Genomic DNA, 13,273 nt, shown 5'->3' on the forward strand with positions numbered 1-13,273 from the left:
TTGGTTGGCCATCAACGGCCACCATGATGATCATCGCCCGTAAAATATTACGGATCGCTTTTACCTTGTTCAAGAACAAGACCGACTTTAATCCTGATCTGATCACAATAAAAACTTGACGGAAACCATAGAATCTAATCGCACCCACGCGGGCTAAAATACGCAATCACTACTTCCAAACAATAAATACCATGACAACAATCTGCCCCGACTGCCAATGCAACCAAGGTGAACTCCATGAAATTTTCTGCACCAAAGAAAGATGCCCGCTTTGTCTTGGTCAATTAGTTTCTTGCTCCTGCATATCATCCGTACTTGACCTGACACCAGAAGAACAAACCGCAGTTGATGAATATATCGATGACCAAGTTGAGCCTTTAGAAGGCATCAACAGACGGTGGGTAAAAGCATTGAATAAAAAAGGAAGAATCCCTTTCTAAATTGCATGATTCAATGGATTTGGCCCACGTGGGTACAAGCCCTGCGTATTCGCATGCATGATTTTGAGGCGGTTATTAGTATTTTTCAGTCTAGAAATGCGTGCGATTACGTTAGAGTAATCGCACCGTGAGCTATTTGGTGAAGCCAAATTAAATATGACATATGAATCTATTCTTAAAAAATTAGGGTGCCACAGAATTGTCGACTTCCAACAAGAAGGCCTCGACTACTCATCAATTCTTGGCTTAAATATTCCCTTTTGGGATGGGATGGGTTTCCCGCCAGCTTTGGTGCCGATTGGAAATGGACATAGTTCTCGTTCATATACGGGTTTGTACCTGCAAAACGTTCTCCAAAAAGAATTTTGTTTTTTAGACTTCAACATTGAAGCGGGTGAAATATATGAAATAGGACTGACAGAAAATCAGTTTGGTTACTATCTGGTAAAGATGTCAGCTACAGACTATCTAGAACCTGACGATGAAGAAATAGTCGGAGACTTCAATCGACTTTGCAAAGTCTGGGATTTTGAGGCCACCTCTTCTTTCGAAAAGGAGTCTCTTCTTGAATTGCGGAAGCTTGATATTTTCGAGCCTGGTATCCCCAAATATTTGGCGGATAATCGTCCAGGTACAACACATGATAACTCTGGATTTGAACGTCGATCCAGAGGACAGGACATTTCAATCGACTTGGTTAAAGATTTTCATTTGGCTTTAGAAAAAGGAAATCACCAATCGGCATGGGAAATTCTAAACTCGCCAGGTTGGAGTTATTCTCTTGCAATAGATGCTCTACTTGAACTAAAAAATGCAACGAGGCACTTAGATGATTGCATAATCGGCGACATTTACGAGACGTGGTCTAAGGCTACGCTGATTAAGTCCTGCTCGTAAATTTTACCTCTTTGTGAATCAATGACTTATCAAAGGTAATGTCGTTATTCGGATACTTGTTCAGCATAGCCCTAACTCAAAACAGCCACCAGAAGGCTACTGATTGCACACGTAGGTGCGAATAGCCCTGCGTATTCGTACGCATGGTTTTCAGGTGATTATTGACACTCCTCAGTCTCGGCGTGCGTGCGATAATGTTGCACTTTTCGTAGCTATACAGGCGCTTCAAACTCAATTAATCACAATTTAAAAAAATGAAAATAATGACTAAAAAAACTCCCTGCATTTCGATCGCACTCTTCGCTGCATTAATATGTGCATCGTTAAATACCTATGCCAGTAACAGTTCCCCAATCATCGACTGTAGTACAAATGGACATGCAGCTCTTAAAACCGCAGACAGTTATTTGATCTATCTTGAATTAGGAAAAAGAAAACTCTTCGGGGGTGATTTTGAAAAATATGCCGTTAACAACAACAACGTATTTTTGAGTCAGATTGCGAAGGATGATTTGAATTTGTTATATGAGGGAAAAATAAGATCACCGGCTCTATTCGGTGCCCTTCTTTTTAGCAAATGTATGGAAACATCAAAAACGAATATTAAATGGGTAAATGGGCAATCCGTTCCAATGTGCTTTAAGAATTTGGAAATTGCGAATAGCATTGCAAACGCTAAACGAGCAGGAATACCGACATCAGAAGTAGTTGCTGATCTCCGTACAATAGGTCAATCAAAATTCATAGACAACGTCATGGGACTTGGAAAAGTCAACGAAATAATAAACGTTACGTATAAGACTTCAAATGCCACCGAGGAGATTAATTTGCAGAGAACCATGATTCAACAATGTCTTCAATCTAGCAAGGCTCCGTAACGTCTATGCGTGTGCCAGTAGCCGCGCTCTTGCATAAGCGTCCATGAGTTGCAATTGACTCAAAATATCTCACACCCCTCGCGCACGCGTAAACGCCCGTAAGTTGCTAAGCCTCATAACAACCCCTCCCCGCGTGACTGGCTAGCCCAGTCACGTCACCATAGACGGCATGGAATTCACCCTTGCCGACCTCTCCCGCCGCCTGCAAAATCTCGTCCGCTTTGGCACCATTGCCGAAGTCAAGCACGGCCGCGTACCACATGTGCGCCTGCAAATTGGCGACATTAAAACCTGCTTCTTGCCCATGGCAACGGCACGCGCTGGCAAAACAAAGACATGGAACCCGCCCACCGTGGGCGAACAATGCGTTTTGCTTTCGCCCTCTGGTGAATTCGCAGGCGGCGTGGTCTTGCCAGGCATTGCCAGCAACCACAACCCCGCACCAGACACCAACCCGGACAACACCCGCACAGAGTACCCAGACGGCGCGACGGCTGATTACAACCACGCCGAGCATCACTACATCATCACTTTGCCAACCGAAGGCAAGTTTAGTTTTGTCGTGGGCAATACAACGCTTGAACTGCGTAACGATGGAGTCACCCTGCGCACGCCTAAATTCGAGGGCGTCAAATCATGAGCCACGGTATCGCTGTAAAAGCCCTGGACCGCGCAGGCGGCCCGCACCGCGCTGGTGGGCAAGACTTCTTTGCGGTTGACGGTGCGCCTGTCGTGCTGTTGGGTGACCGCATTGTCCCGCACGGCCCGGTACCGCACGCTAACCCGGTGATGGTAGAGGGTTCGTCATGGATGACATTGGACGGCATCCCCGCATGCCGCGCCGGGCATCACGCCAGTTGCACCCACCCCAGCACCGGCCGTAGCTGGTTTTTGATACCGGATTAAGGCAAAGCAATGGCTGGCATGAATCTCTCAACAGGTGAACGCATCGCAGGCCTGGCGCATTTGCGCCAGAGCATTGCCGATATTTTGACCACCCCCATAGGCACCCGCGTAATGCGCCGTGACTATGGCAGCTTGCTGTTTGAACTGATAGACCAGCCAGACAATGGCACTACACAAGTGCGCCTGTACGCCGCCACGGCTGAAGCCCTGCTGAAGTGGGAACCCCGCATCAAGCTCACGCAAGTCAAGCTGTACCGCACAGACCAGCCCGGCAAGGTCATCATTGATTTAAAAGGCCAACTGGTGCGCGCCTCAAAGGCGTTTAGCCTGTCTTTACCTGTCACGGTGAAAGCATGAGCATGATTGATCTTAAATCGCTGCCACCGCCCGCAGTCGTTGAAGAGCTGGACTTTGAAGCCCTGGTCACCGTCCACAAACAAGACTTGCTGCAACGCCAGCCAAGTGCCGCCAATGTGCTGGCCTTGCCATCTGAACCTCTGGTCAAACAGGTAGAAGCGTTTGCCTACCGCGAAATGCTCTTGCGTGGCCGCGTCAACGATGCAGCCCGCGCCAACCTGCTGGCCTTTGCCACCGGCACAGACCTGGACCACAAAGGCGCGTTCTACAACTTGGCCCGTATGCCAGGCGAAGCAGACGACCGCTACCGCAACCGCATTCAATTGCGCATTGCCGCCCTGGCTGGCAATGGCACGGCAGAGCAATACCGCTTGCTTGCCCTGTCTGCCAGCGCCAATGTGCGCGATGCCAACCTCACCAGTGGGTTGAACAACGGCGCACCCGGCACCGTCAATGTGGTGCTGTGGCTGATTGACGCCAGCCAGGCGCAAGCCACCAGCGCCGCCGTGCTGGCCGCCATGAACGCACCCAACGCCCGTCCGCTGGGTGTGTCTGTAACCGTTGCCGTGGCGCGCCCTGTGGCCTTGAATGTCACCGCAACACTGTGGCGCGAAGCCAGCGCCCCGGCCGATATCGTCACAAAAATTACTGCCTCGTTCATGGCTTCGCTTGCCACTTATGCCAGCCTGGGCCGCAGCGTGCCGCTGTCCTGGGTAACCGCACAACTGCAACAGCCGGGCATTGCCCGCGTTGAATTTCCCATTGCAGGCCAGCCCGCCAGCAATACCGTGCTGGCTGCCGATGAATACGCCGTCGCTGGCGCCATCACCCTGACAGATGGCGGTGTTGCATGACCGACCTGGCCTTATTATTACCCCCCAACGCCAGCGAACTGGAACGCAATCTTGTACGCATTGCCCCGCGTGCGGATCTGGACGCGGCGGCAGACGCACCGGCCAATATCGCCAGCAGCATGCCTGCCGCCTTCCAGCCCTGGCTTGCCGCTGAATGGAACCTGGCGCAATTCTCGCTGCACTTCGCCAGCAATGCCGAGCTGATCGCCGCTGGCTTGCCCTGGCTGCTGGAACGCGGCAGCGCCGCCAGTGTTGTGCGCGCCTTGTCCTGGTTGGACTATGACCAGGTCACGATAGAAGAAGATGAATTCCTGGTGCACATCGACCCAGGCACCGCGGCGGCCGCGCTGGACTTGGCACGTATACGCCAGGTAGTGAACGCATCAATACCCGCACACAGCCGCTTTTATCGCCTGTATCACGGCCTTGACTTGCGCGCTGGCCGCTTTGACGCTACCAGCTTTGATCAATGCTTGTTTGATGATGATTCTGGTATCTGGTCTGGTGACCCTGCAACTGTTGGCGTTAAGCTGTCTTTCGGTGAAACGCACACAGCCGCAGTCAATGCGCCGCCAACACTGGCACCCATTGCAGCCCATCGGCCGCGCCAGTTAAACACCATCGTTGACGATTCAATGATGCAGCTTGATAGCTGGCTACTCGATAGCGAGATCAGCTTAAACAGCGTGGTCAGCATCAGCGACTTATCCAGCGGCGTGGTCAATCAACTGGCATTACTGCCTGTGCTGGGCAATCACCACGCCAGCTATTGCGCCGTTCTGATGGCGCGCGCCATGCCTGCACCTATCACCGCCATTGCACCAGGCACAGCAAGCACAGTTTGCAGCCCGGCTTTGCCTGTTTATGGCTGGGCTGATCAATGGGCCAGCGGCTGGGCCGTCTGCTACCCCTTAATTTCAAATCCATAGAAAGGCACTGACATGGCAGTCCTACAAGACCAAGGCCGCATCGAACTGGCCGAACAATTTAAAAACCGCCCGCTGCACCTGGCATGGGGCCACGGCCTGGCGGCATGGGATGCCGCGCCGGTATCCGAGCCCATCACTGCCATTGGCCTGATGGATGAGATAGGCCGCCGCGTGGCATCACAAAAGCAATTCGTGGTGCCAGAGACAGACCCTAACGCACCGAACACTATCAGGGTGCCAGGCGGTGACCTGTACCGCATCGGCAATACACCATCGCGCTGGGTATTGGTCGAATTTGTCTTTGATTATGACGACGGCGCAGGCCAGGACATCCGCGAGCTGGGCTTGTTTGTTGGTACCGAAGTGGCCGCAGGCCTGCCAGCCGGGCAACGTTATTTCACACCGGCACAAATCACCGCACCGGGCCGCCTGTACATGCTGGACCACATTCCGCGCCTGATACGGTCTGGCGCGACTGAGCAAGTCTATCGCTACGTGTTGCCTTTCTAAGCAGGATATCTATGGATCAAAATATTAACTTACCCGGCTACCTGAACCGGCACAACCCGGCCAAGCAGTTTGATACCGTGCTGTATCGGTCTGACAAGGTTATCCAGTCAGACGAACTCAACGAAACACAAAGCCTGCTGCAAGCCCGCGTTAAAGGCGTGGCTGATGTGCTACTGGCTGACGGCGCGGTTATTCGTGACGCTCGCATTGTCGTCAATGCCGCCACCGGCGCGACTACTTGCGAATCTGGCGCGCTGTATGTGGATGGCGCAGTACGTGGCATAGCGCCTGCAGCCCTGACCATTGCCGTGGTCGGTATCGTCATCGTGGGCGTGTACCTGCAGCCGCATATCATCACTGAGCTGGAAGACCCAACCCTCCGCAACCGCGCACAAAATACCCGTGGCTTTGACAAAGCCGGTGCAGGCCGCCTGCAAAAGCTGCTTGCCTGGGGCTTTGCCGGTGACGGCCAGCCAGGCGATTTTTACCCAGTCTATACCGTCGAAGACGGCACAGTCCGCAGCAAAGAGCCACCACCCCAGCTCGATGGCGTGACGCAAGCCCTGGCACGCTATGACCGTGATTCATCCGGCGGTGATTACGTAGTGAACGGTTTGAACGTTTCCGCTGCAGACAATTTGCCGAGCGGTGAACAGGTGTACACCGTCAGTGAAGGCCGCGCCCGCGTGTTTGGCTTTGCTGTTGAACTGCCCACAAGTCGCCGCCTTGTTTATGCAGCCACGCCAGATTTTAGGTACATCGAGAACGAGCCGCACCAATCCACTGGCCCAGCAGCCCAGCGCGTGAACTTTGACCGCAGCCCGGCTGCGAATGTCACCCACGTGACCATCACCGCGCAAAAAACCATAGATGTGGCCCATGGCGGTTTTACAGGCGCACAAGACCCGCTTGAGGATGGATCTGTATTGGCCGTGCTGTCAGTGAAGCAAGGCTCAACCACATACCTTAAGGATGTTGACTGGAAATTCACCGCCCAGCAGATGGACTGGTCACTACCAGGCGCAGAGCCAGCACCCGGCACCACTTACAAAGTGACTTATCAATACCTTGCCACGGTGCCAGCAACGGCGTTTGATGCGGACGGTTTTACAGTCACTGGTGCGGTAGCTGGCACGCCTATCCTTGTGAGCTATAACCGCATGCTGCCCCGCATAGACCGCCTGTGCATGGACAGTGCTGGTGCGCTGGTCTGGCTACCAGGCGTGGCCGCAGACCGCAACCCAAGGCCGCCAAGCGTACCGGCCAACCTCTTGCCGCTGGCGTCTGTTGTGCAAAACTGGCGCACCGGTGCTCGTACCGTCAACAATGACAGCGTGCGTGTGGTTCCCATGGATACCCTGGCCGCATACGCCAGGCGCATGGACTTGCTGACTGAATTAATGGCGCAGCAGCGGCTTGAATCCAGTACCCAATTACGTGATGCCACTGCCAAGCGCGGCTTGTTTGTGGACCCCTTCATGTCTGATTCTGTACGTGACCAGGGCTTGACACAAACTGGTGCTATCTTTGGTGGTGAACTGACTTTGCCCGTAGCAGTAGAGCCGCATTTGCTGTCTGTTGACATGGCTGCGCCTTTGACGCTGTCTTACACCACCATCACGCTGCTGGAGCAGTCTTTGCGCACTGGCAGCATGCGTATCAATCCTTATGATGCGTTTGACCCTTTACCATCTGATGTGGTCTTGAACCCGGCAATAGATCGCTGGACAGACTTAAGCACTACCTGGTTAAGCCCGGTCACGCAGAACATCACAGAGAATCAGACCAGGACTGTGCAACGTTCCTTAGTGCAGGCTGATGGCGAAGCCTATGAGCGTATCAATGTACTGACAAACGAAATCAGCTACAGCAGCAAACCGGCTGAATTCATCAGGCAAATCAGTGTTGGATTTACGATCAAAGGCTTCGAGGCAGGCGAAACCATACAAACCTTGCGCTTTGATGGTATCGCTGTAGTCCCCACTAATCTGGCAGCGCCAACACCAGGCAGCATCACCGGCACGTTTATGATTCCGGCCAAAGTACCAGCAGGCAGTAAGCGCGTGGAATTTGTAGGCAGCCACGGAAGCTATGGTGTGGCGATCTATAGCGGCATAGGCCTGGAAGCGCAGGACGTGCGCCAGCTGGTCACGGTTCATACATCAGGCTGGGTAAGCTTTTTTAAGGTGGATCCACTGGCCCAAACCTTTACGCTGGCTACTGACCGACAAATTGCCGGGCTTGATCTGTGGTTCACGGCCAAGGGCAATTCTATGCTGGCCGTGCAAATACGGGAAACCCGTATGGGCATCCCTGACCAGAAAGTCATTGTACAAGCCCGCCTGGCTGCATCCACCGTTAACACCAACGGCCAGGCGACACGTATTAATTTTGATTACCCAGTCACCCTGAGCGGTGGTGTGGATTATGCCCTGGTAATTTTGTGTGACGATGCCACCACGGCCGCCGCCATTGCCGAGCTGGGCAAGTATGACGAGCATAAGGGCCAATGGGTAACCAGCCAGCCTTATACCGTTGGTGTGCTGCTGTCATCGAGCAACGCCACTACCTGGACACCGCATCAAGATCGTGACCTGGCCTTCAGGCTGGTAGCGGCTGAATACACGGCCACCACCCGCACCATAGAGCTGGGTAGCACTAATCTCAATAACGTCACAGATTTAATGCTGCTGGGCCTGGTAGAAGCGCCCAGCGCACAGACTCGTGTTGAATATCAAATCACCTTACCGGGTGGCAGCGTCCTGAATCTGGATGACGGCCAGCCGGTGCGCCTGGCAGCGCCAACATCAGGGCAATTCAGTGTCCGGGCCAAACTCACCGGCACGGCCAGCCTGTCGCCGGTGCTGCACCCAGGCGTCACGCTGCTGGCTGGCACGGTATCCAACCAGGGCAGCTATATCAGCCCGCTGGTTCCTGCAGGCCAGAACGTCCGCGCCCGCATTGTGGTGGATAGCAATTTGCCCGCAGGATCAGCTCTGACTGTGAGCGTGGCACCAGAGGCAGGCGGCGCGCCGGTCTATACGCCTGCTGTTTTCGTTTCAAGTAGGGACATTGCGACCGACTGGCATGAGCTGACCTATGAATTAAACGGCGTGAATGCCGACCGCTTGCGGGCAAAGCTGGAAATGACAGGCAACACAGCAGCCCGGCCGCGTCACCGTAACTTGCGCGTGATTGTCATCTGAGGGTAGCCATGCAAGATCAAAAGACCCCTAACCGGCAATACAACTTGCCCCATATCCAAAACCCCGGCGCGCAGGAAGTGGACCGCCTGCGCGACACCATCACGGCAATAGATGCAGATATCAACACCCTGGCCGTGGGTTTGGGTACCAAGGCTGACAAAACCACCACCGCCAACCTGCAAGCGCAGATTGACGACCTGACCACCCTTATCTATGCAGGATTGATCTGATATGAGTTCGACCAACTTAGCCGACTTCCGCGACCAGTACATCGCCCGCGCCCGTGCCTTGCTGCAAGGCGTGGATCTGGCGCAAGCCAATACCAACGCCATGGTAATCAATGGTGCCTTGTTCGGGGCATTAGATAAGGTCATCAACGCCCCATTGATTGGCCGCGATACCCTGGCCCTGTTTGATGCCATGACCAGCGCAGAGATAGACACCTGGCTGGCCGACGCGGCCCACCGCAGCGCCTGGCAGCGGCTTTGCACGGATGAAGCCCGCACCATACAAGTGGCGCTGCAGGACGATTTACTACGGCCCAAATTGCTGGGCAGCACGCTGGCATGGACAGATATTCTTGCATCCAGCGTCATGCAAACATGGATACAAGGTAAAGCCGTCTACCTGGTGCCGTATATCGCTGCAATACCTGGTTGCCTGACATTGACAACATCCAGCCGCACCAGCATGGACAAGTTTGCCAGCGTCCAAGCCGCTATGACGCTGATCTATGCAAGTACAAACTGGCTCAATGCCATCGCGGCCAATTCACCGGCACAAGATGCCATAGGGGCCAGCCTCACAGCCTTGCGCGAATTGGCGAAATCAAGTGCGGCTATGAATGCGCTATACACCAAGCTGACCAGCATCATGGTGTTTCTGTTTGCTGATGCCGCTGCCTCGGTGGATGCCTGGAACTTTGTATCGAGCGAAATCAGCGCAGGCCGAACTACGCTGGCAAGCGCTTTCTTTGGTGACGCCGGTGTGCGCAACGCTTTGCACGGCAATACCGGCATCACAACAGCATTGAACACCACGGCCAACGCCCTGTATCAATGGCTGTTCACCAACAAAATGACCGTGTTTCAGCGCACCTATGCGGCCAGCACAACACAAAGCGGCGCAGCCATAGGCGGCAAGATATTGATGCTGGCAATGTCTGGCGCGTATAGCGCCGCTGGCCCGTCGTACTTCTATCTGACCGGCACCAGCAGCCAGTCATTGCAGACCGCCAACGGGGCGGGCTATATCACCCTGACCACCGCACACAAAGCAGTAGGCAGCCAAACCGGCCCGCTTTATTTCACTGACGCCAGCACCGGCAGCTATTACATGACGCTGGGTTACCTGGTTATTTAAGGAGCATCACGATGACACAACTGATTTTAGATGCAGCCAATCAAATCACTGGCTACACACAAAACGACCAGCAAGCCGCCTGGGATGGCGTGCGCCTGGTACCCGCGCCGGAGGGCTTTAACCCGGCATTGCTGGCCCATTACACCGCCAAGGTAGCCAAGGGCAAGACCACCATCACCCTGAACGCTGACGCAGCGCTGGCGGCCGCCAAAGCTGCCCGCTGCAGCCAAATCAAAGACGAAGCGGCCAGGCTGATTGCCGCCACAGACTGGAAGCTGCAACGCGCCCAGGAACGTGACGCCGCAGGCTGGGGCAGTCTGGCCGAGATTGACCAGGTACTTACCGAGCGTGAAGCAATACGGCAATCCAGCAACGCCGCCGAGCTGGCCGCCAACGCCCTGACAGATATCAATGCTGTACAGGCCTTCACCTGGTCGGTAGATGTCCCGGTACCCGCACCCAACCGCCTGACACGCGGGCAATTCCTTGACCGTTTCACCAGGGAAGAAACCGCCGCCATTCTGGCCGCTGCCGACGCCAACGCCAGCTTAAAGGCCTGGGTAATGCGCCTGGAAAACTCAGACTGGATCAAACCAGCAGAAGCCACACCCGGCCTGCAGGCGCTGGAAATCGCCGGGCTGATCCAGCCTGGCCGTGCTGCAGCCATCCTTGCTTAACCCTCCCAACCACCAAAAGGAGCAACCATAATGCCCGTAACCAGCTATCACCACGGCGTGCGCGTCATCGAAATTAACGAAGGCACCCGCCCTATACGTACCGTTTCTACTGCAGTCATCGGCCTGGTTGCCACGGCTGACGATGCAGATGCAACGGTCTTTCCCCTGAACGTGCCGGTGCTGATTACCAATGTACAGGCCGCCATTGCCAAGGCAGGCCGCACCGGCACGCTGGCTAAGGCACTGAACGCCATCAGCCTGCAGACTAATCCTGTCACCATCGTGGTGCGCGTGGATGCTGACGAAGACGAAGCCATCCAGACCGCTAACGTAGTAGGCACAATCACACCAAGCGGCCAATATACGGGCGTTAAAGCCTTGCTGGCCGCACAAACCAAGTTTGGTATTAAACCGCGCATCCTGGGCGCGCCTGGCCTCGATACACAAGCGGTCACCACCGAGCTGGCCGCTGTTGCCCAAAAGCTGCGCGCCTTTGTGTATGCCTCAGCCTGGGGCGCACAGACCAAGGAAGCCGCCATCGCTTACCGCCAGCATTTCGGGCAACGTGAAGTAATGATTATCTGGCCTGACTTTGTGCACTTTGACACGGTCAGCAAGGCCAATGCCTCAATACCTGCTGTCGCCTATGCCCTGGGCCTGCGTGCCAAGATTGACAATGACACAGGCTGGCATAAGTCTTTATCCAATGTCGTAGTGAATGGCCCGACCGGCATTGCCCGCGACGTGTTCTGGGATCTGCAATCATCGGCAACAGATGCAGGCGTCCTGAACGCTGCAGGCGTCACCACCCTGATTAATAAAACCGGGTACCGCTTCTGGGGCAGCCGCACGGCCGAGGAAGCAGAATTCTTTTTCTTCGAGAACTACACCCGCACCGCGCAAGTGCTGGCTGACACCATTGCAGAGGTGCATTTCACCTACGTGGACAAGCCCATGCACCCATCCCTGGTGCGTGACTTGATTGAATCCATCAACGCCAAATTCCGCGCCTTGAAGACGGCCGGGCTGATCATCGACGGCAAAGCCTGGTTCGACCCAGCAGCCAACAGCAAGGACAGTCTCAAAATCGGCTCACTGACGATTGATTACGACTACACGCCAGTGCCACCAGTAGAAGACCTGGTACTGCAACAGCGCATCACAGACCGTTACCTGGCTGACTTTGCCAAGCAAATCACTAATTGATTATCAACCCATGAAATCTATGAGTAAGCGTAGCGAGCGGCGCTAGTTTGAGTTAAGAAGCGCAACCGTACGCAGGTACGGTGAGCATCGCAGGCTCAAAATCGCGCCGCGCAGTAGCTTAATCATAGGTTTCATAAAAAAGGAGTACACCATGGGACTACCCAGCAAGCTTAAAGATTTCAACCTGTTCAATGACGGCCTGTCCTATCTGGGCCTGGTGCCTGAGCTGACCTTGCCAAAACTCAGCCGCAAGATGGAAGACTACATCGCAGGCGGCATGTCCGGCCCTATCGAGATTGACTACCACAATGAAAAAATCGAACTCGACTGGACTGCAGGCGGCCTGCTGTATGACGCCTTGCTGCAATACGGTGCCGTCACCCACAACGCCGTGCAATTGCGCTTTGCCGGTGCTTACCAGAATGACGATACCGCCCAGGTGGACGCCGTGGAAATCGTGGTCCGTGGACGTCATAAGGAAATCGAAATGGGCAGCGCCAAGATGGCCGACAAGGGCGAACACAAGTACAAAACCACCTGCAGCTATTACAAGCTGATGATCAACGGTGAAGACATCATCGAGCTGGACTTTATCAACGGCGTGGAAATCGTCGGTGGCATAGACCGCCGCGCCGAACTGCGCGCCGCCATTGGCATGTAAGCAGGTAGCAAAACAAGCAATTTAACCAGTAGTAAAACCCCAATCATTTAGAAAGTAAAAACCATGACTACCCCAAGCACAGACAACACAAAATCCAAAACCATCACCCTGGATGAACCACTCAAACGTGGCGACACCGAAATTACCACCATCACCCTGCGCAAACCAAAGGCAGGCGAACTGCGCGGCGTGTCCTTGATCGACCTGGGCAATATGAACGTGGTCGCCCTGCAACAAGTCTTGCCGCGTATTACCGCCCCCATCCTGACGGCGCAAGATGTTGCCAGCCTGGACCCGGCTGACTTGATGGATATCGGCATGGAAGTAGCAGGTTTTTTGGTCAAGAAAGCGGACCGCATGGTCTTCCAGAAAGAATAGAAGACGCCATGG

At 54.4% G+C, this 13,273-nt stretch carries 16 protein-coding genes; all 16 read left to right on the forward strand.

What is annotated here, in order from left to right; all coding sequences use genetic code 11:
* Positions 1–191 precede the first annotated feature (191 nt).
* The 16 genes from Q8K39_RS23140 to Q8K39_RS23215 all read left to right on the forward strand — a co-directional run bounded on the left by Q8K39_RS23140 (position 192) and on the right by Q8K39_RS23215 (position 13,261).
* Complete coding sequence (locus Q8K39_RS23140; RefSeq protein ID WP_305263519.1) at positions 192–440, forward strand: hypothetical protein; 249 nt, start codon at positions 192–194, stop codon at positions 438–440.
* A 156-nt stretch (positions 441–596) separates the two neighbouring features.
* Positions 597–1,337, forward strand: coding sequence for a hypothetical protein (locus Q8K39_RS23145; protein WP_305263520.1), 741 nt, complete (start codon positions 597–599; stop codon positions 1,335–1,337).
* A 263-nt stretch (positions 1,338–1,600) separates the two neighbouring features.
* Positions 1,601–2,215 (forward strand): hypothetical protein, encoded by a 615-nt coding sequence (locus Q8K39_RS23150; RefSeq protein ID WP_305263521.1) that lies wholly within the window; start codon positions 1,601–1,603, stop codon positions 2,213–2,215.
* Between the two features lie 169 nt (positions 2,216–2,384).
* Positions 2,385–2,855 carry a phage baseplate assembly protein V gene (locus Q8K39_RS23155; RefSeq protein ID WP_305263522.1) on the forward strand — a complete coding sequence of 157 codons (471 nt, stop codon included), beginning with the start codon at positions 2,385–2,387 and terminating at the stop codon, positions 2,853–2,855.
* On the forward strand, positions 2,852–3,121 hold the full coding sequence (locus Q8K39_RS23160; RefSeq protein ID WP_305263523.1) for a PAAR domain-containing protein: 270 nt from the start codon (positions 2,852–2,854) through the stop codon (positions 3,119–3,121). The genes Q8K39_RS23155 and Q8K39_RS23160 overlap by 4 nt, the downstream gene beginning before the upstream one ends.
* Before the next feature lie 18 nt (positions 3,122–3,139).
* Positions 3,140–3,478: a GPW/gp25 family protein gene (locus Q8K39_RS23165; RefSeq protein WP_305263524.1), complete on the forward strand. Its 339-nt coding sequence runs from the start codon at positions 3,140–3,142 to the stop codon at positions 3,476–3,478.
* A complete protein-coding gene (locus Q8K39_RS23170) occupies positions 3,475–4,332 on the forward strand; it encodes a baseplate J/gp47 family protein (protein WP_305263525.1) in 858 nt (285 codons plus the stop codon). The genes Q8K39_RS23165 and Q8K39_RS23170 overlap by 4 nt, the downstream gene beginning before the upstream one ends.
* A complete protein-coding gene (locus Q8K39_RS23175) occupies positions 4,329–5,261 on the forward strand; it encodes a phage tail protein (RefSeq protein WP_305263526.1) in 933 nt (310 codons plus the stop codon). The genes Q8K39_RS23170 and Q8K39_RS23175 overlap by 4 nt, the downstream gene beginning before the upstream one ends.
* Before the next feature lie 12 nt (positions 5,262–5,273).
* Positions 5,274–5,771: a hypothetical protein gene (locus Q8K39_RS23180; protein ID WP_305263527.1), complete on the forward strand. Its 498-nt coding sequence runs from the start codon at positions 5,274–5,276 to the stop codon at positions 5,769–5,771.
* Positions 5,772–5,782: 11 nt separating this feature from the next.
* Positions 5,783–8,977 (forward strand): DUF4815 domain-containing protein, encoded by a 3,195-nt coding sequence (locus Q8K39_RS23185; RefSeq protein WP_305263528.1) that lies wholly within the window; start codon positions 5,783–5,785, stop codon positions 8,975–8,977.
* An 8-nt stretch (positions 8,978–8,985) separates the two neighbouring features.
* Positions 8,986–9,207, forward strand: coding sequence for a hypothetical protein (locus Q8K39_RS23190; protein ID WP_305263529.1), 222 nt, complete (start codon positions 8,986–8,988; stop codon positions 9,205–9,207).
* Position 9,208: 1 nt separating this feature from the next.
* Positions 9,209–10,339: a hypothetical protein gene (locus Q8K39_RS23195; RefSeq protein ID WP_305263530.1), complete on the forward strand. Its 1,131-nt coding sequence runs from the start codon at positions 9,209–9,211 to the stop codon at positions 10,337–10,339.
* Positions 10,340–10,350: 11 nt separating this feature from the next.
* Positions 10,351–11,016, forward strand: coding sequence for a hypothetical protein (locus Q8K39_RS23200; RefSeq protein ID WP_305263531.1), 666 nt, complete (start codon positions 10,351–10,353; stop codon positions 11,014–11,016).
* A 30-nt stretch (positions 11,017–11,046) separates the two neighbouring features.
* Positions 11,047–12,222 carry a phage tail sheath protein gene (locus Q8K39_RS23205; RefSeq protein ID WP_305263532.1) on the forward strand — a complete coding sequence of 392 codons (1,176 nt, stop codon included), beginning with the start codon at positions 11,047–11,049 and terminating at the stop codon, positions 12,220–12,222.
* A gap of 151 nt (positions 12,223–12,373) precedes the next feature.
* Positions 12,374–12,883: a phage major tail tube protein gene (locus tag Q8K39_RS23210; protein ID WP_186957101.1), complete on the forward strand. Its 510-nt coding sequence runs from the start codon at positions 12,374–12,376 to the stop codon at positions 12,881–12,883.
* A gap of 63 nt (positions 12,884–12,946) precedes the next feature.
* Positions 12,947–13,261, forward strand: coding sequence for a phage tail assembly protein (locus Q8K39_RS23215; RefSeq protein ID WP_305263533.1), 315 nt, complete (start codon positions 12,947–12,949; stop codon positions 13,259–13,261).
* Positions 13,262–13,273 lie beyond the last annotated feature (12 nt).

The organism is Undibacterium sp., assembly GCF_030683615.1.
GTDB classification, from domain to species: Bacteria; Pseudomonadota; Gammaproteobacteria; order Burkholderiales; family Burkholderiaceae_D; genus Undibacterium; species Undibacterium umbellatum.

What these genes read in the sequence shown, in the direction of transcription:
- Q8K39_RS23140 (WP_305263519.1), top strand. Translation starts at nt 192, where the DNA reads ATGACAACAATCTGCCCCGACTGCCAATGCAACCAAGGTGAACTCCAT.
- Q8K39_RS23145 (WP_305263520.1), top strand. Translation starts at nt 597, where the DNA reads ATGACATATGAATCTATTCTTAAAAAATTAGGGTGCCACAGAATTGTC.
- Q8K39_RS23150 (WP_305263521.1), top strand. Translation starts at nt 1,601, where the DNA reads ATGACTAAAAAAACTCCCTGCATTTCGATCGCACTCTTCGCTGCATTA.
- Q8K39_RS23155 (WP_305263522.1), top strand. Translation starts at nt 2,385, where the DNA reads ATGGAATTCACCCTTGCCGACCTCTCCCGCCGCCTGCAAAATCTCGTC.
- Q8K39_RS23160 (WP_305263523.1), top strand. Translation starts at nt 2,852, where the DNA reads ATGAGCCACGGTATCGCTGTAAAAGCCCTGGACCGCGCAGGCGGCCCG.
- Q8K39_RS23165 (WP_305263524.1), top strand. Translation starts at nt 3,140, where the DNA reads ATGAATCTCTCAACAGGTGAACGCATCGCAGGCCTGGCGCATTTGCGC.
- Q8K39_RS23170 (WP_305263525.1), top strand. Translation starts at nt 3,475, where the DNA reads ATGAGCATGATTGATCTTAAATCGCTGCCACCGCCCGCAGTCGTTGAA.
- Q8K39_RS23175 (WP_305263526.1), top strand. Translation starts at nt 4,329, where the DNA reads ATGACCGACCTGGCCTTATTATTACCCCCCAACGCCAGCGAACTGGAA.
- Q8K39_RS23180 (WP_305263527.1), top strand. Translation starts at nt 5,274, where the DNA reads ATGGCAGTCCTACAAGACCAAGGCCGCATCGAACTGGCCGAACAATTT.
- Q8K39_RS23185 (WP_305263528.1), top strand. Translation starts at nt 5,783, where the DNA reads ATGGATCAAAATATTAACTTACCCGGCTACCTGAACCGGCACAACCCG.
- Q8K39_RS23190 (WP_305263529.1), top strand. Translation starts at nt 8,986, where the DNA reads ATGCAAGATCAAAAGACCCCTAACCGGCAATACAACTTGCCCCATATC.
- Q8K39_RS23195 (WP_305263530.1), top strand. Translation starts at nt 9,209, where the DNA reads ATGAGTTCGACCAACTTAGCCGACTTCCGCGACCAGTACATCGCCCGC.
- Q8K39_RS23200 (WP_305263531.1), top strand. Translation starts at nt 10,351, where the DNA reads ATGACACAACTGATTTTAGATGCAGCCAATCAAATCACTGGCTACACA.
- Q8K39_RS23205 (WP_305263532.1), top strand. Translation starts at nt 11,047, where the DNA reads ATGCCCGTAACCAGCTATCACCACGGCGTGCGCGTCATCGAAATTAAC.
- Q8K39_RS23210 (WP_186957101.1), top strand. Translation starts at nt 12,374, where the DNA reads ATGGGACTACCCAGCAAGCTTAAAGATTTCAACCTGTTCAATGACGGC.
- Q8K39_RS23215 (WP_305263533.1), top strand. Translation starts at nt 12,947, where the DNA reads ATGACTACCCCAAGCACAGACAACACAAAATCCAAAACCATCACCCTG.